This is a genomic window from Streptomyces sp. NBC_01237 (genome assembly GCF_035917275.1).
Classification (GTDB): Bacteria; Actinomycetota; Actinomycetes; order Streptomycetales; family Streptomycetaceae; genus Streptomyces.
Map to the genome: position 1 here is coordinate 5,929,316 of NZ_CP108508.1, position 15,716 is coordinate 5,945,031.

Annotated in this window: 16 protein-coding genes; 7 read left to right on the plus strand and 9 right to left on the minus strand. The window is 71.0% G+C overall.

Annotated elements, in window-relative coordinates; translation table 11 throughout:
* Positions 1-29: 29 nt before the first annotated feature.
* Together OG251_RS26560 and OG251_RS26565 are read right to left on the minus strand one after the other, a co-directional pair.
* The gene (locus tag OG251_RS26560) at positions 30-590 is read right to left on the minus strand and encodes a DUF1003 domain-containing protein (protein ID WP_326679485.1); all 561 of its coding nucleotides are present in this window, start codon (positions 588-590) and stop codon (positions 30-32) included.
* Complete coding sequence (locus OG251_RS26565) at positions 580-1,854, minus strand: magnesium transporter MgtE N-terminal domain-containing protein (RefSeq protein WP_326679486.1); 1,275 nt, start codon at positions 1,852-1,854, stop codon at positions 580-582. Before OG251_RS26565 ends, OG251_RS26560 begins: the two co-directional genes overlap by 11 nt.
* Positions 1,855-2,081: 227 nt before the next feature.
* Between OG251_RS26565 and OG251_RS26570 the strand changes: the two genes are divergently transcribed.
* Positions 2,082-2,843 carry a hypothetical protein gene (locus OG251_RS26570; RefSeq protein WP_326679487.1) on the plus strand — a complete coding sequence of 254 codons (762 nt, stop codon included), beginning with the start codon at positions 2,082-2,084 and terminating at the stop codon, positions 2,841-2,843.
* 112 nt (positions 2,844-2,955) lie between these two features.
* Here the strand turns inward: OG251_RS26570 and OG251_RS26575 are convergent, their stop codons facing one another.
* Positions 2,956-3,480, minus strand: coding sequence for a hypothetical protein (locus OG251_RS26575; RefSeq protein ID WP_326679488.1), 525 nt, complete (start codon positions 3,478-3,480; stop codon positions 2,956-2,958).
* 31 nt (positions 3,481-3,511) lie between these two features.
* Positions 3,512-4,642, minus strand: coding sequence for a magnesium and cobalt transport protein CorA (locus OG251_RS26580; protein ID WP_326679489.1), 1,131 nt, complete (start codon positions 4,640-4,642; stop codon positions 3,512-3,514).
* 411 nt (positions 4,643-5,053) lie between these two features.
* Between OG251_RS26580 and OG251_RS26585 the strand changes: the two genes are divergently transcribed.
* Positions 5,054-5,638 (plus strand): suppressor of fused domain protein, encoded by a 585-nt coding sequence (locus OG251_RS26585; RefSeq protein WP_326679490.1) that lies wholly within the window; start codon positions 5,054-5,056, stop codon positions 5,636-5,638.
* A 35-nt stretch (positions 5,639-5,673) separates the two neighbouring features.
* Here OG251_RS26585 and OG251_RS26590 read toward each other — a convergent pair whose 3' ends face one another.
* Positions 5,674-6,906 (minus strand): MFS transporter, encoded by a 1,233-nt coding sequence (locus OG251_RS26590; RefSeq protein ID WP_326679491.1) that lies wholly within the window; start codon positions 6,904-6,906, stop codon positions 5,674-5,676.
* Positions 6,907-7,063: 157 nt separating this feature from the next.
* Between OG251_RS26590 and OG251_RS26595 the strand changes: the two genes are divergently transcribed.
* The 3 genes from OG251_RS26595 (at position 7,064) to OG251_RS26605 (ending at position 9,493) form a co-directional block, all read left to right on the plus strand.
* Positions 7,064-7,741 carry a DUF6758 family protein gene (locus OG251_RS26595; protein WP_326679492.1) on the plus strand — a complete coding sequence of 226 codons (678 nt, stop codon included), beginning with the start codon at positions 7,064-7,066 and terminating at the stop codon, positions 7,739-7,741.
* 94 nt (positions 7,742-7,835) lie between these two features.
* Positions 7,836-8,702, plus strand: a complete 867-nt coding sequence (locus tag OG251_RS26600) for a PHP domain-containing protein (RefSeq protein WP_326679493.1) — start codon at positions 7,836-7,838, stop codon at positions 8,700-8,702.
* Between the two features lie 185 nt (positions 8,703-8,887).
* Positions 8,888-9,493, plus strand: coding sequence for a MarC family protein (locus OG251_RS26605; RefSeq protein ID WP_073717992.1), 606 nt, complete (start codon positions 8,888-8,890; stop codon positions 9,491-9,493).
* A 123-nt stretch (positions 9,494-9,616) separates the two neighbouring features.
* Here the strand turns inward: OG251_RS26605 and OG251_RS26610 are convergent, their stop codons facing one another.
* Complete coding sequence (locus tag OG251_RS26610) at positions 9,617-9,769, minus strand: hypothetical protein (RefSeq protein ID WP_198676864.1); 153 nt, start codon at positions 9,767-9,769, stop codon at positions 9,617-9,619.
* A gap of 212 nt (positions 9,770-9,981) precedes the next feature.
* Between OG251_RS26610 and OG251_RS26615 the strand changes: the two genes are divergently transcribed.
* Complete coding sequence (locus OG251_RS26615) at positions 9,982-10,893, plus strand: NYN domain-containing protein (RefSeq protein WP_326681426.1); 912 nt, start codon at positions 9,982-9,984, stop codon at positions 10,891-10,893.
* Between the two features lie 58 nt (positions 10,894-10,951).
* On the opposite strand, the gene OG251_RS26620 is transcribed toward OG251_RS26615, so the two are convergent.
* Together OG251_RS26620 and OG251_RS26625 are read right to left on the minus strand one after the other, a co-directional pair.
* On the minus strand, positions 10,952-11,818 hold the full coding sequence (locus OG251_RS26620) for an alpha/beta fold hydrolase (RefSeq protein WP_326679494.1): 867 nt from the start codon (positions 11,816-11,818) through the stop codon (positions 10,952-10,954).
* Positions 11,819-11,927: 109 nt separating this feature from the next.
* A complete protein-coding gene (locus OG251_RS26625) occupies positions 11,928-14,024 on the minus strand; it encodes a DEAD/DEAH box helicase (RefSeq protein ID WP_326679495.1) in 2,097 nt (698 codons plus the stop codon).
* A gap of 450 nt (positions 14,025-14,474) precedes the next feature.
* Between OG251_RS26625 and OG251_RS26630 the strand changes: the two genes are divergently transcribed.
* Positions 14,475-15,230, plus strand: a complete 756-nt coding sequence (locus tag OG251_RS26630) for a ferritin-like fold-containing protein (protein ID WP_073717988.1) — start codon at positions 14,475-14,477, stop codon at positions 15,228-15,230.
* A 41-nt stretch (positions 15,231-15,271) separates the two neighbouring features.
* Here the strand turns inward: OG251_RS26630 and OG251_RS26635 are convergent, their stop codons facing one another.
* Positions 15,272-15,544, minus strand: a complete 273-nt coding sequence (locus tag OG251_RS26635; protein WP_326679496.1) for a hypothetical protein — start codon at positions 15,542-15,544, stop codon at positions 15,272-15,274.
* Between the last annotated feature and the right edge of the window lie 172 nt (positions 15,545-15,716).

The following is a 15,716-nucleotide window of genomic DNA, read 5'->3' on the forward strand; positions in this document are numbered from 1 at the left end:
GGCGCAGGGCCGTACGCGCGGGTAACCCTTCAGCGGTCGCCTTCGTCACTCTCGTGGCGGGCGAGAACCTGCCGGTCGTCCATGTCCCTCATCATGTCCTGGAGTTCCGACCTGATCCAGTCCCGGGTGGCGACCTCGCCGAGGCCCATCCGCAGCGCGGCGATCTCCCGGGTGAGGTACTCGGTGTCGGCGATGGAGCGCTCGTTCTGCTTGCGGTCCTGCTCGTGGGTGACCCGGTCCCGGTCGTCCTGGCGGTTCTGCGCGAGCAGGATCAGCGGAGCGGCGTACGACGCCTGGAGCGACAGCATCAGCGTCAGGAAGATGAACGGATACCCGTCGAACCGCAGGTCACGCGGCGCGAAGATGTTCCACAGCACCCAGAGGATGATGATCAGCGTCATCCAGACGATGAACCGTCCGGTGCCCAGGAACCGGGCGATCCGCTCGGAGAACCGGCCGAACGCCTCCGGGTCGTACTCCGGCAGCAGCTTGCGCCGGGGGTCCTTCGGCTGGTCGATCCGGTTCCGCGGCGGGCGCACGATGCCGGAGGAACCCGTCGACGCCGCCTTCGCACGCTCCTCACCGGCCATGGGCGATCCCTTCCTCACCGTGGAAGTCGGTCTCACGCCAGTCGTCGGGCAGCAGGTGGTCCAGGACGTCGTCCACCGTCACCGCGCCGAGCAGCGAGCCGCTCTCGTCGACGACGGGCACCGAGACCATGTTGTACGCGGCCAGATAGCTGGTCACGACCGGCAGCGGGGTGTCCGGGGACAGCGGCACGAGATCGCTGTCGACGATCGAGCTGACCAGGGTGAACGGCGGGTCGCGCAGCAGCCGCTGGAAGTGCACCGTGCCCAGGTACTTGCCGGTCGGGGTCTCGTCCGGCGGGCGGCAGACGTACACCTGCGCGGCCAGTGCCGGTGACAGGTCCGACTGCCTGACCCGGGCCAGCGCGTCGGCGACCGTGGCGTCCGGCCGCAGCACGATCGGCTCGGTCGTCATCAGACCGCCCGCGGTCCGCTCCTCGTACGACATCAGGCGGCGCACATCGGCGGCGTCGTCCGGCCGCATCAGCGCCAGCAGCCGCTCCTTGTCCTCCTCGGGCAGCTCGGAGAGCAGGTCGGCCGCGTCGTCCGGGTCCATCGCCTCCAGCACATCGGCGGCCCGCTCCTCCTGGAGCTTGCCGATGATCTCCACCTGGTCGTCCTCGGGCAGCTCCTCCAGGACGTCGGCGAGCCGGTCGTCGTCCAGCGCGGCGGCGACCTCGGCCCGGCGCTTGGGCGACAGATGGTGCAGGGCGTTGGCCACATCGGTGGGCCGCAGCCGTTCGAACGTGGCGACCAGGCTCTCGGCGCCCTGTCCGTGCTCATCCAGCGAGAACCCGCTGACCGCCGACCACTCCACCGTCAGCGTCTCGCCCTTGCGGCGCAGCGCCCCGCCGCGCCCCTTGCGGACGAAGTACTTGTCGATCTCCCAGTCGCGGCGGGCCGGCAGCTGCTGGATCGCCACGTCGAGGACGGTGACCTCCTCGCCGGTCTCCACCAGCCGGACCCGCCGGTCCAGGAACTCCCCGAGGATCAGGCGTTCGGTGGGCCGCTGCTCGAAGCGCCGCATGTTGACCACACCCGTGGTGATGACCTGGCCCGACTCGACGCCCGTCACCCGGGTCATCGGCAGGAAGATCCGCCGCCGGCTGAGCACCTCGACGACCATCCCGAGCAGCCTCGGCGGGCGGCCGCCGACCCGCAGCATCGCCACCAGGTCACGGACCTTGCCGACCTGATCACCGTTGGGGTCGAAGACCGGCACACCGGAAAGATGTGACACGAAGACCCTGGGGGCGCCTGCCGCCATCCGATGCGCCTCCTTCGCCCGACGGTGCCGTCCGCGGTGTGTGCCGCACGGACCGCACCACGTCATATCGATCAGTCGATTTCGCCGTTATGCCGGGATCAGGCTAGCCCGTACCACGCCACTCCGCCCCGGCGGACGTCTCGGTACGCCTCGCTGCGGGCGGGCGCGGACGGACCGGTACGCTGCCGTCTGCCACCCCGTACACGCAGTTGAGAGGCAGTGCGCCCGTGACCTCTTTTGCCCCGGCCGTCCGGAACCACCGCCGGGCCGCTCTCGCCGTAGTGCTCTGTGCCGGGCTCACCGCAGCCCTCACGGCCTGTGCGGGCGAGGACCTGGACAAGGGGACGAACGGCGTCGGCAGACTCCCGGCCGCGGAGATCGACAAGAAGACGAGAGACGCGGCGGACGCGGCGGACGCGGTGCGGCTCGCGGGCAAGCTCGTCAGCAAGGGCGGCACGTACACCCTGAACATGCGGCTCAACGCGGAGGGCGGCACCGGGTCCGTCACCTCGAAGCAGAGCACGTTCGTACTGCTGCGGATCGGTGACGAACTCTTCCTCAAGGCCGACTCCTCCTTCTGGAACCACGAGGAGAGCGACAAGGGCGAGAAGACCGACCAGGCGGCGGCCGACAAGCTCAACGGCAAGTATGTGAAGGTCCCCGAGGGCGACCCCACGTACAAGCAGCTGCGCGGCTTCACCGACAAGGAGATCCTGCTGGACGGCCTGCTCTCGCTGCACGGCGAGGTCAGCAAGGGCGACCGGGACAAGATCTCCGGGGTCCGCACCATCCAGATCCGGGGCGGAAAGGGTGAGGGCGGCGTGCTCGACGTCTCCCTCGAGGGCAAGCCGTATCCCGTGCGGGTGGCACGCGGCGGCGGTGGGGGCAGCGTCACCCTCGCCGACTGGGGCAAGTCCTTCGCGCTGGAGGCACCGGACGAGGCCGACACCGTCGACTACGGGGGCCAGCTCCCGAAGTCCTCGGGCTGAGGTCCTCGCGTCCTGGAGGGCCTTCGTGCCCTCGGCCCGCCGACCGACGTCCTCGGGCCCGGACGCCCGGCCCGGGGGGCCCGCGCCGGTGTCACGGGGCCGAGGTGCCGTGTCAGCCCGTGCGGCGACGGCGCTTCAGCAGCAGCCGGGGGAGCGCGGCGGGCACCGGCCGACGCGTGGTCGCCGGGGTCGGCAGCGGCGGGGCCGCCAGTGAGGTGTCCGGCAGTCCGGTGCGGGTCACGCCGGGTGTCAGCCGGACGACCACGCACTCCCGCGCCCAGCGCTCGGTCATCTGTTCGGCGTCCGGCGCGTTCAGCCGCTTGCCCCTGAGTTCGGCGACCGCGGCCTCCCACTCCTCGGAGTGCGGTGCCAGTACGGAGACCGAGGCGCTCCAGACGACGAGGCGGCCGCCCTTGTCCTTGCTGCGGACGGTCACCTCGGCACCGGCCCCGTCGGTGATCCCGGCCGGGAACGGCTGTTCGCCGGGACCGTCGCCGACGAGATGGGCCGCGCCCTCGTGCCAGACGTGCCACAGCGCGCGGGCGGGCCCGGTGCCCCGCACCCAGATCAGACCGGACTTCTTGGTGGCTTCCTCGACGAGGGCCCGGTCCATCAGCGCGTCAGCGGCAGCAGTCATGGCCGCACTCTATGGGACCGGGCCGCCCCGCTCAGAGCCAGCCGTTGCGCTTGAGCATGCGGTGGATGGAGAAGCAGACCACGCCGATGAAGCCCAGCACCATCGGATAGCCGTACGTCCACTTCAGTTCCGGCATGTGGTCGAAGTTCATGCCGTAGACGCCGCAGATCATCGTCGGTACGGCGATGATGGCCGCCCAGGACGTGATCTTGCGCATGTCCTCGTTCTGGGTGACGGTGGCCTGCGCCAGGTTGGCCTGGAGGATCGAGTTCAGCAGCTCGTCGAAGCCGATGACCTCCTCGTGCACCCGGGCGAGGTGGTCGGCGACGTCCCGGAAGTACTTCTGGATGTCGGGGTCGATCAGCCGCATCGGGCGCTCGCTCAGCAGCTGCATCGGCCGCAGCAGCGGGGAGACGGCCCGCTTGAACTCCAGCACCTCGCGCTTGAGCTGGTAGATCCGGCCGGCGTCCGAGCCGCGCGGGGTGCCCTTCGTCGGGGTGGAGAAGACATCGATCTCTACCTCGTCGATGTCGTCCTGCACCGCTTCGGCCACCGCGATGTAGCCGTCCACGACATGGTCGGCGATCGAGTGCAGCACGGCCGAGGGGCCCTTGGCGAGCAGCTCCGGGTCGTCCTGGAGCCGGTGGCGCAGCGCGCGCAGTGAGCCGTGGCCGCCGTGCCGCACGGTGATGACGAAGTCCCGGCCGGTGAAGCACATCACCTCACCGGTCTCGACGACCTCGCTGGTCGCGGTCAGCTCGGCGTGCTCGACGTAGTGGATGGTCTTGAAGACGGTGAACAGCGTGTCGTCGTAGCGCTCCAGCTTCGGGCGCTGATGCGCGTGGACGGCGTCCTCCACGGCGAGCGGGTGGAGGCCGAACTCCCGGGCGATACCGGCGAATTCCTCCTCCGTCGGCTCGTGCAGGCCGATCCAGGCGAAGCCGCCGTCCTCCCGTACCCGCAGCATCGCCTCGTGCGGGGTCGGGCAGGCCGAGGCTTCGAGGCGCCGCCCGTCGCGGTAGACCGCGCAGTCGACGACGGCGCTGGAGGCGGACGGGTCGCGGGTGGTGTCGTAGCCACCGCTGAACGGGGCGCTGTTCTTACGGAGGGAGGGACGCAGGGACGGGCGCACGGCGGCGCGCAGGTCGCGGATCATCGACATGGGCTGACTCCTTCACGGAGGGCCGTCGGCGGGGCGTGGAACAGCCCGGAATGGGGACGTGTGCTCACGTCCGCAAAGCGGGCGGCACCGCGCAGGCGCGATGACGGCGTTCGCTACAGACAGGCAAAAACGAAAGGCTCTTCCGTGGTGCGAACTGCCGTGGGCCTGGACCGGGAAAGGGTCAGATCACCGAGGGAAGGCGTCGTGCGGAAGAGCGGCTGGTACTGCACGGTCGACTTGGATCCATGGCAGTCCCCACCTCCTCCGGTCGGTCCCCCGTGAGGGACGACGTGTCGTCGGGACTGAGAGAGCGACGCTTCTGCGCGCTGTCCCGACCGGCGGCCAGGCTATCAGCCACCTAGGGCCCAATCCCTTACTTTGCCCCTTCGATACGCGTTCTATGCTCGCGACATGGGAGAAATTCTTGCTCTGGTCGAGGCACGCCTGCGGACGGCCCTGGGGGAACCGGACGCCCGCGCCGATGTGACGTTCCTCGGTACGGACCGCATCGAGGTGCTCCGCTTCATCGACGGGGACGTGGTGCGCTATGCGACGCTCGGCATGTCCGCGCAGCCGATGGCCGACCCCACCTCGCCGCTCGCCGATCCGGTGAAGGGGCCCCGCGCCGAACTGGTCCTGTCGGTACGGGCCGGGCTCGCCGACACCGACCAGGTGCTGCGCCCGCTCGCCGTACTGGCCGCCTCTCCGCAGGTCGAGGGGCTGATCGTGGCCCCGGGCGCCTCGCTGGACCTCGGGCAGCCGCTCTGGACGGGGGCGCCGTTCAGCTCGGTGCTGGTGGCCGAGCCGGGCGGGCTGGTCGAGGATCTGGAGCTGGCCGAGCCGCGCGAGCCGGTGCGTTTCCTGCCGCTGCTGCCGATGACGCACAACGAGGCCGCCTGGAAGCGGGTCCGGGGGGCGCAGGAGCTCCAGGAACGGTGGCTGTCGCACGGGACGGACCTGCGTGATCCGCTGCGCGCCTCCGTCACGCTGGACTGAAGCCCCCCCGCCGGGGCCGGAGGGGGCGGGCGGGGTCAGTCGGCGAAGACCGTGACGCCGTCCTCGGTGGCGTGCTTCGGCTCCAGTTCCTCGGCCTCGTGGGTCAGGGCCGTACGCCGGACCCGGATGACGACGGCGCCGGCCAGCGCGGCGATCGCGGCGACGACGAACGGGATGTGGATGCTGCTCCACTCCTCGATCTTCGGGGCGAGGAAGGGGGCGGCCGCCGCGGCGAACCAGCGGACGAAGTTGTATCCGGCGCTCGCCACCGGTCGCGGCGCGTCCGACACACCGAGCGCCAGCTCCGTGTACACGGTGTTGTTCATGCCGATGAAGGCGCCGGAGACGATCGTGCAGACGATGGCCGTCGTGTGGTCGCCGTAGCCGAGGATCAGCAGGTCGACGGCGAGCAGCACCAGCGAGGCACCGACCACCTTCAGCGAGCCGAAGCGCTTCTGCAGCCGCGGGGCGACGAGCACCGAGAAGACCGCGAGCAGCAGACCCCAGGCGAAGAACACCGCGCCCGACTTGTACGGGGTCATGTTCAGCACGAACGGGGTGAAGGCCAGGATCGTGAAGAACGCGTAGTTGTAGAAGAACGCCGAGGCCGCGACCGAGGCGAGACCGCCGTGGCCGAGCGCCTTGAGCGGGTCGAGCAGTGAGGTCTTCCGCGCCGGCCTGGGCTGTTCCTTGAGGAACGCGGTGATGCACAGGAAGCCGATCGCCATCAGGACGGCGGTACCGAAGAAGGGGTAGCGCCAGCTGGCGTCCCCCAGCAGCGCGCCGAGCAGCGGCCCGCACGCCATGCCGAGGCCGAGCGCCGATTCGTACAGCAGGATCGCCGCGGCGCTGCCGCCGGCCGCCGCGCCGACGATCACGGCGAGCGCGGTGGAGACGAAGAGCGCGTTGCCCAGACCCCAGCCGGCCCGGAAGCCGACCAGTTCGCCGACGGACGAGGAGGTGCCGGACAGGGCGGCGAAGACGATGACGAGCGCGAGGCCGGCCAGGAGCGTCTTGCGGCCGCCGATGCGGCTGGAGACGAAGCCGGTGACGAGCATCGCGACGGCGGTGATCAGGAAGTACGAGGTGAAGAGCAGGGACACCTGGCTGGGTGTCGCCTGAAGCCCCTTGGCGATGGACGGCAGGATCGGGTCCACCAGGCCGATTCCCATGAAGGCGACGACAGACGCGCCGGCCGTGGCCCAGACGGCCTTCGGCTGGCGCAGGATGCTTGACGCCCCTTCGTCGAACGGATCCTCTCCCGGCATGGGTTCTCTCGCTCTCCACTAGATCGTTGTGTTATGCACAGAATAAGTTAGACACTCTAATAAATGCAAGCTACATCTATTTCCCCCGGCGGGAGCCACGCTGCGGACGGGTGATCGTCCTTGACGCGGCGACCGCCGCGGAGGACCGTTGGCGGTTATGAGGGGCGAACCCAGTTGCCCGAAGTGCGGTGGCCGGGTCAGGGCGCCCGGTCTCTTTGCCGACGCCTGGCAGTGCTCCGCGCACGGCCAGGTCCATCCGCTGCAGCCCGTGATCCCGCCCAGCGTCGAGGCGCTCGGCGTGGTCGTGCACCGCGCCCGGGTACCGGTGTGGATGCCCTGGCCGCTCCCGGTGGGCTGGCTGTTCACCGGAGTGGCTTCCGCGGGCGACGACCGCAGCGGCGGCCGCGCCACCGTCGTCGCCTGCTCCGGCCCGGGACCGCTCGGCGGCATGGGTGAGCTGCTGCTCGTCGCCGAGGAGCTGGGGGTCGGACTCGGTGCGCGGTACGCGGGCATCGAGGGGCCCGACCCCGGCCCTTACTTCCAGGTCGACGGGGTGCCCGACGCCAAGGTCCTCGCCGCCGGGCGCCCCACCCCCCTCTGGCACGTCAAGGGCGCACCGGAGGACCGGGCGGTCTTCGCGGGAGAGGCGTGCGGCCTGTGGCTCTGGGCGATCGTCTGGCCCGAGCAGTCGGGGCTGCTGATGTATGACGAGCTGGTGCTGACCGATCTTCGCGACGCCGGGGGGGAGTCGGACCTCGTCCCCTGCGGCGCGCTCACCCCGCGGCTGCTCAGCACTCCGGACGACCCGCCCCGGCAGGGGTCCGCCGGGGTATAGGGGGGTTCGCGGCGGTTATCCTTGAGCGACCGCCGTCCTGCCCCGTCTGTCACTTTCCTCCGCCCCATCCCCCGCGAGCCCTGGAGTACGCGTCGTGCGCATCGATCTGCACACCCACTCCGCCGCGTCGGACGGCACGGACACCCCGGCCGAACTGGTGGCGGCCGCCGCGGCCGCGGGGCTCGATGTCGTCGCCCTCACCGACCACGACACCGTCGGCGGACACCGGCAGGCCATCGATGCCCTGCCCGAGGGCCTCACCCTCGTCACCGGCGCCGAACTCTCCTGCAAGCTCGACGGCGTGGGCCTGCACATGCTGGCCTACCTCTTCGACCCCGAGGAGCCCGAGCTGGCCCGCGAGCGCGAGCTGGTACGGGACGACCGGGTGCCGCGCGCCCAGGAGATGGTCCGCAAACTCCAGGCGCTGGGCGTCCCGGTCACCTGGGAGCAGGTCGCGCGCATCGCCGGGGACGGTTCGGTCGGCCGGCCGCACGTGGCCACCGCTCTCGTCGAACTCGGCGTCGTCGGGACGGTCTCCGACGCCTTCACGCCCGAGTGGCTGGCGGACGGTGGACGCGCGTTCGCGGAGAAGCACGAACTCGACCCGTTCGAGGCGATCCGGCTGGTCCGGGCGGCGGGCGGCGTCACGGTGTTCGCCCACCCGGCAGCTGTGAAGCGCGGCGCCGTGGTGCCCGAGTCCGCGATCGCCCGGCTCGCCGCCGCGGGGCTCGCCGGCATCGAGGTCGACCACATGGACCACGACGAGCCCACCAGGGCCCGGCTGCGCGGGCTCGCCCGTGAGCTGGGACTGCTGACGACCGGATCCAGCGACTACCACGGCTCCCGCAAGACGGTGGGGCTGGGCGAGTACACGACCGACCCCGAGATCTACGGCGAGATCACCCGGCGCGCCACGGGAGCCTTCCCGGTGCCGGGCGCCGGCGGAACCGGCCGCCCGTAGGACACCGCGCGCACCCGCGCGGGCCCCTCACCGCACCACGCAACCACCTCACGCACCGCTCCCCGCGCGCCCGGACGCCGTCACACGGCCTCCGGGCGACCGCCCCCGGCCCGCCGCTGACGCTGCCCCGGGCCGGTCCGCGCGCACCTCCCCGTACCGCCCGTTCTCTCCTCGCAAGGCTCACTGTGTTCGACGTCGCTGTTTTCGGATCCCTGTTTCTCACGCTTTTTGTGATTATGGACCCGCCCGGGATCACCCCGATCTTCCTGGCCCTCACCGCGGGCCGCCCCGCCAAGGTGCAGCGCAAGATGGCGCTGCAGGCGGTCGCGGTCGCCTTCGGGGTGATCGCCGTCTTCGGTCTGCTCGGCCAGCAGATCCTGGACTATCTGCATGTCTCCGTGCCCGCGCTGATGATCGCGGGAGGTCTGCTCCTGCTGCTGATCGCGCTGGACCTGCTGACCGGCAAGACCGATGAGCCGACCCAGACCAAGGACGTCAATGTGGCGCTCGTACCGCTGGGCATGCCGCTGCTGGCGGGGCCCGGCGCGATCGTTTCGGTCATCCTGGCGGTGCAGCACGCCGACGGGGTGGGCGGCCAGATCTCGGTCTGGTCGGCGATCGTCGCCATGCACGTGGTGCTCTGGCTCACCATGCGCTACTCGCTGCTGATCATCCGGGTGATCAAGGACGGCGGCGTGGTGCTGGTGACCAGGCTCGCCGGAATGATGCTCTCGGCCATCGCCGTGCAGCAGATCATCAACGGTGTCACCCAGGTCATCCAGAACGCCTGACCGCCGCCGGTGGCACCGGACACCACAGCGCCCCCGCACGGATCTTCCGTGCGGGGGCGCTTCGTCTTTAGCGGCGCAATGCGTCATCAAGGCCGAACGGCATGTGCCGGACGGTCCAAGGCGTTACGAAGCCGAGCTTTCGGCCGGCCGGATGTAGATGCGCTGGCCTATTGCCGCGGCCTGTTGCACGATCCGGTTGACGGAGGCGGCGTCCACGACAGTGCTGTCCACGGCGGTACCGTCGACATCGTCGAGTCGCATGATCTCGAAGCGCATATGGCTTCCCTTCGTCTGATCCTCCTGCTGGAGAACTACTGGGAGGACGGGGCGACCCCGTCCGCAAGGATGAGGAGCGCAAGGCGGCTACGTCTCGCGCTCCACAGGGGGTACAACGGCTTGCCCTCTGCAAACATTCCCTACGCTAAGGAAATTTTTTGGATGTCTAAGTACTATCCAGTAGCTGCGTGTACGCAGACGACGAGGTCCGCATGAACGAAGCGGACGCACAGCCATTCGGCGAGACCGACATCGAAGAGCGCCTGGACCGCACCAACGAGCTGCTCCAGCGCGTGCTCGCCGAGGTGTCGAAGACCCCGTCGACCCACGCGATCTTCGTGGACGCGGGATATGTGTACGCGGCGGCGGGACTGCTCGTCACCGGCACGGAGGACCGCCGCTCCTTCGACCTCGACGCGGAGGGGCTGATCGAGGCCTTCATCGACAAGGCCCGCACGATCTTCGCGGACAGCAGACTGCTGCGCGTCTACTGGTACGACGGGGCCAGGCGCCGCATCCACACCGTCGAGCAGCAGTCCATCGCCGAACTCCCCGACGTCAAGGTGCGGCTCGGCAACCTCAACGCCAACAACCAGCAGAAGGGCGTCGACTCCCTCATCCGTACCGACCTCGAATCACTCGCCAGGCACCGCGCCATCAGCGACGCGGCCCTCGTCGGCGGCGACGAGGACCTGGTGTCGGCGGTCGAGGCGGCCCAGGGCTACGGCGCCCGGGTCCACCTCTGGGGGATCGAGGCCGGCGAAGGGCGCAACCAGGCCGAGCCGCTGCTCTGGGAGGTCGACAGCCAGCGCACCTTCGACCTCGACTTCTGCCGCCCCTACGTCACCCGGCGGCCCGTCACCACGTACGAGGACGACACCCCGGCCCCCTCGCGCGAGGACGTCCGCTTCGTCGGTGCGCAGATCGCCGCCACCTGGCTCTCCGCCCGTGGCCGCGAATCCCTCGCCGACCTGCTGCCCGGACACCCCTACCTTCCGGGCTCCGTCGACCAGGACCTGCTCGTCGAGGCGGAACGGCTGCTCCAGCACTCGTTGCGCGGCCACGCGCATCTGCGGCGGGCGCTGCGGGACGGATTCTGGCAGCACCTCCAGGCGCAGTACTGACGCACCGGAGCCGCTGAGGCCCTGACCGACCGGATCCGCCGAGCCGCTGTGCCGGCCGTCAGAGGCTGTCCCAGAACGAGATCAGGGCCGCGGCCGTCTCCTGGGGCCGGGCTGTGTTGGGGGAGTGCTCGGCACCCCCGACCGTGGTGCGGCGGGCCCCCAGCCGCCGCGCCATCGCATCGAACCGCTCGACCGGCCAGACGTCGTCGCGCTCGCCGGAGATCACATGGACGGGCAGCGCGAGGGCGGCCAGTTCGTCCACCCGGTCCGGCTCGGCGGCCAGCTGCGCGCCGGTGGCGATCAGCTGCGCCGGGTGGTGGAGCAGCCAGCGGCGGCGCAGCTCCTCGCCACCGCCGGTGTCCGCGTCCTGCGGCGGGTCGAGGGCCTGCATGGCGTCCCACACCTCGGCCATGCTCAGCACCGACAACGCGTCGCTGAGCGTCTTCACCTTGTCCCGCTGGGCGGCGACGACCTCGGCGGGACCCGAGGACATGAGGGTCAGCGAGCGGAACGGTGCGACGTCGAGCAGGACGGCGGCACGGGCGATCTGACCGCCGAGCGAATGACCGAGCAGATGTACGCGGCCCGCGGTGCCGTCGGGCCCCGCGGGCGCACCGAGCGCCGCCGCCTGGGCCAGCACATCACGGGCCAACTCCACCTGGGAGTAAGCCTCCTGACGGTCCGTTCCCCCGGTCTCGTACTGTCCCCGGCCGTCGACGGAGACGACCCGGTACCCGGCGTCGGTGAGCGGTTCGAGCAGCGCGATGAAGTCCTCCTTGCTGCCGGTGTATCCGGGCAGCAGCAGGGCGGTGGCGTGCGCCTCGGTACGCGGTGCGGCGTCCAGTACGGCGAAGTCCCCGCGCACGGTACGCAGCACACGGGCACGGGCACAGGGGGGCGGGGTGAAGGTGGGCGGCCGGCTCATACCACCGAGGCTATCCCCGGCCGCCCACCTCGCGCCGTACAGCCCTACGGCCCCGGTCCCGCGACTGCGGGACCGGGGCCGTAGGGGCCGTGTGATGCGGGTGCGGCGATCAGCCCTCGGTCGTGGCCGACTCGGCCTTGGCCGTCGCGCGGGTGGCCCGGCGGCGCCGCGGCTTGGCCGGGGCCTCTGCGTCGGACGCGGCCAGGCTCACCACGGCCTCGGCCTCGGAGACCACGGCGGCCTCCGTACCGGCGGTGGCGGCGCGGGTCGCACGGCGGCGGCGCGGCTTGGCCTCGGCCTCCTCGGCCGGAGCCTGCGTCGCCGTCTCCGTCGCTGCCTTCGTCGTGGTCTTCGCCTTGGCGTCCGCCTTGGGCTTCGACTCCGTCTTCGGCTTCGCGGCGGCGCGGGGCCTGCTGCGGCGCGGCTTGGTCTCCGGCTCGGGCTCGGACGCCGGGGCGATCTGGAAGTCGACCTCGTCGACGACCGGCTTCACGACCCGGGTGCGGCGGCGCGGCTTGGTCTCCGCCACCGGCTCGGCGAAGCCGACCGCGACGGCCACCGTCTGGAACTCGGCCTCGGCCTTGACGGCCGGAGCCTGCGTCACGGTCTCGGTCACCGGCTTCACGGCGGCGGTCCGGGCGCGGCGGCGGCGCGGCTTGGTCTCCGCCGCGGGCTCCGCCTCGGTCACGGCCTCGACGGCCGGGGCCGCCGGGGCCTCCGCCACGGCCACCGCTGCCTCGGCAGCGGCCTCCGGGGCGCCTACGCGGGTACGGCGACGGCGGCGCGGGGTGCGCGGCTCAGCCGGGGCGTCAGCGGCGTCGGGTGCCGCCGGGGTGATCTCGCCGGCCGGTGCGGGCACCGTGGCGACGCCCTCCTCCAGCGCGGCTCCGTTCCTGGTGCGACGACGCTGACGCGGCGTACGCGTACGGGGCTCGCGCTCCTCGCGGGCGGGGGCCGGTGCGCTCGCCGCGGACTTGCGGCCGCGGCCGCCCGTCTCGCCGAGGTCCTCGACCTCTTCCGCGCGCAGACCCGCACGGGTCCGGTCGGCACGGGGCAGTACGCCCTTGGTGCCCGCGGGGATGCTGAGCTCCTCGAAGAGGTGCGGGGACGTGGAGTACGTCTCGGGCGGGTCGGGGAACTTCAGGTCCAGCGCCTTGTTGATCAGCTGCCAGCGCGGGATGTCGTCCCAGTCGACCAGCGTGACCGCGATGCCCTTGGCGCCCGCGCGGCCGGTGCGGCCGATGCGGTGGAGGTAGGTCTTCTCGTCCTCGGGGGACTGGTAGTTGATGACGTGGGTCACACCCTCGACATCGATACCGCGTGCGGCGACGTCGGTGCAGACGAGGACGTCCACCTTGCCGTTGCGGAACGCGCGCAGCGCCTGCTCACGGGCGCCCTGGCCGAGGTCGCCGTGGACCGCGCCGGAGGCGAAACCGCGCTTCTCCAGCTGCTCGGCGATGTCGGCGGCCGTCCGCTTCGTACGGCAGAAGATCATCGCGAGCCCGCGGCCGTCGGCCTGGAGGATGCGCGAGACCATCTCGGGCTTGTCCATCGAGTGGGCGCGGTAGACGAACTGCGCGGTGTTCTTGACGGTCGAGCCCTCGTCGTCGGGCGACGTGGCGTTGATGTGGGTGGGCTGCGACATGTAGCGACGCGCCAGGCTGATGACGGCGCCGGGCATCGTCGCCGAGAACAGCATGGTCTGGCGCTTCGGCGGCAGCATCGTGATGATGCGCTCGACGTCGGGCAGGAAGCCCAGGTCCAGCATCTCGTCGGCCTCGTCGAGGACGAGCGCGCGGATGTGGGACAGGTCGAGCTTGCGCTGGCCCGCCAGGTCGAGCAGTCGGCCCGGGGTGCCGACGATCACGTCGACGCCCTTCTTGAGGGCCTCGACCTGGGGCTCGTACGCACGGCCGCCGTAGATCGCGAGAACGCGGACGTTACGGACCTTGCCGGCGGTCAGCAGGTCGTTGGTGACCTGCTGGCACAGCTCGCGGGTCGGTACGACGACCAGGGCCTGCGGGGCGTCGGTCAGCTTCTCGGGCGCGGCGCGCCCGGCCTCGACGTCGGCGGGGACGGTGACACGCTCCAGGAGCGGCAGTCCGAAGCCGAGCGTCTTGCCGGTGCCGGTCTTGGCCTGGCCGATGACGTCACTGCCGGAGAGCGCTACGGGGAGCGTCATCTCCTGGATGGGGAACGGGGACATGATGCCGACCGCCTCAAGGGCTTCGGCCGTCTCGGAAAGGATCCCGAGGTCGCGGAACGTAGTCAGGGTGCTGCCTCTTCTGTGAAACGCGGACCGAGGCGAACGCTGGGGGTCGTACCGTGCCGGGGTTGGTCATCCGGCCGTGGATGGGCCGGGTGGCGCGGGACCACTGCCGTCGCTCGAGCGCTCGTGCCGCTGAGGGGGCCCCTCATCTGCGGTCGTACGTGTCGTACGCCCCGCGTGGAGGGCTGTCGGGTCGGAGCCGATCGGGCCACCGACCGGGCATCCTCATTCAAGGTCGCGCCCCTGGCACTGGAAAATGCTCAGTAGACGCAATACCACTGTACCCCGGATTCGCGCATGTGTGTTGGGCGAATTCATCGGAACGGTGTGATGTCTGTGGCTGGCCGGGCCCTTCGACGGTCCGGCGAGCGGGCTATTGTGCGCTCCATGGAGACGCCTGACAACGCCGCTGAACCCGCCAACGAAGCTCCCGAAACCCCCGCACCCACCGGAATCGCCGCCCAGGACTGGGCCACCGCATCCGCCGAGCCGCAGTACCGCGCAGCGGTCGTGGATCTGCTGGGTGCGCTCGCCTATGGCGAGCTGGCGGCCTTCGAGCGACTGGCGGAGGACGCCAAACTCGCGCCGACACTCGGTGACAAGGCGGAACTGGCGAAGATGGCCTCCGCCGAATTCCATCATTTCGAGCAGCTGACGGACCGGCTCACCGCGATCGAGACGGACCCGACCGCCGCGATGGAGCCGTTCGCCAAGGCGCTCGACGACTTCCACCGGCAGACCGCGCCGTCGGACTGGCTGGAGGGGCTGGTCAAGGCGTACGTCGGTGACTCGATCGCCAGCGACTTCTACCGCGAGGTCGCGGCCCGGCTCGACACGGACACCCGCTCGCTCGTCCTCGCCGTGCTGGACGACACCGGCCACGGGAACTTCGCGGTCGAGAAGGTGCGCGCCGCGATCGAGGCCGAACCGAGGGTCGGCGGCCGGCTCGCGCTGTGGGCCCGCCGGCTGATGGGAGAGGCGCTCTCCCAGGCCCAGCGGGTGGTCGCCGACCGGGACGCCCTGTCGACGATGCTCGTGGGCGGTGTGGCGGACGGCTTCGACCTGGCCGAGGTGGGACGGATGTTCTCCCGCATCACCGAGGCGCACACCAAGCGGATGGCCGCGCTGGGCCTGGCCGCGTAGCCGGGCCGGCCGCCGTCGGCCGCCCCGGCGGGCCGCCCGGACTACTGGGCCGCCGCCGATCGGCCGAGGCGGCGGCCGCGTGGGCGGATCAGCAGCGACAGCGTCACCGACCCGACGAGCACCGCGCCGATCAGCGTTGCCAGGACATGGCCGGAGCCGAGGGCCGAATGCGTCAGATACGCGCCGAACAGGGCGCCCAGGGTGCCGGTGAGGAACACGGGACGGCCGGACGGCAGACGGCCGGGCAGTGAACGGAGCGCCGCCCAGGAAAGGGCGAGTCCGAGCATCGCGGAGCCGAAGGTTTCCCAGATCACAGAGGATCACCTCGCGGGGGTGTGCGGGGCGGTCAAATCGGTCGTAGGCGGTACTACCCGTGGGTCACCGGACGCAACCCTCCCGCGAGCTGCGGAAACCGTTCGAGCACGCCCGGACACGAGGGCCCGTCCGGGCCGCCGGGGCACATGATCGGCGGAACCCGTCCGGGCG

What these genes read in the sequence shown, in the direction of transcription:
- OG251_RS26560 (WP_326679485.1), bottom strand. Translation starts at nt 590, where the DNA reads ATGGCCGGTGAGGAGCGTGCGAAGGCGGCGTCGACGGGTTCCTCCGGC.
- OG251_RS26565 (WP_326679486.1), bottom strand. Translation starts at nt 1,854, where the DNA reads ATGGCGGCAGGCGCCCCCAGGGTCTTCGTGTCACATCTTTCCGGTGTG.
- OG251_RS26575 (WP_326679488.1), bottom strand. Translation starts at nt 3,480, where the DNA reads ATGACTGCTGCCGCTGACGCGCTGATGGACCGGGCCCTCGTCGAGGAA.
- OG251_RS26580 (WP_326679489.1), bottom strand. Translation starts at nt 4,642, where the DNA reads ATGTCGATGATCCGCGACCTGCGCGCCGCCGTGCGCCCGTCCCTGCGT.
- OG251_RS26585 (WP_326679490.1), top strand. Translation starts at nt 5,054, where the DNA reads ATGGGAGAAATTCTTGCTCTGGTCGAGGCACGCCTGCGGACGGCCCTG.
- OG251_RS26590 (WP_326679491.1), bottom strand. Translation starts at nt 6,906, where the DNA reads ATGCCGGGAGAGGATCCGTTCGACGAAGGGGCGTCAAGCATCCTGCGC.
- OG251_RS26595 (WP_326679492.1), top strand. Translation starts at nt 7,064, where the DNA reads ATGAGGGGCGAACCCAGTTGCCCGAAGTGCGGTGGCCGGGTCAGGGCG.
- OG251_RS26610 (WP_198676864.1), bottom strand. Translation starts at nt 9,769, where the DNA reads ATGCGCTTCGAGATCATGCGACTCGACGATGTCGACGGTACCGCCGTG.
- OG251_RS26615 (WP_326681426.1), top strand. Translation starts at nt 9,982, where the DNA reads ATGAACGAAGCGGACGCACAGCCATTCGGCGAGACCGACATCGAAGAG.
- OG251_RS26620 (WP_326679494.1), bottom strand. Translation starts at nt 11,818, where the DNA reads ATGAGCCGGCCGCCCACCTTCACCCCGCCCCCCTGTGCCCGTGCCCGT.
- OG251_RS26625 (WP_326679495.1), bottom strand. Translation starts at nt 14,024, where the DNA reads ATGTCCCCGTTCCCCATCCAGGAGATGACGCTCCCCGTAGCGCTCTCC.
- OG251_RS26630 (WP_073717988.1), top strand. Translation starts at nt 14,475, where the DNA reads ATGGAGACGCCTGACAACGCCGCTGAACCCGCCAACGAAGCTCCCGAA.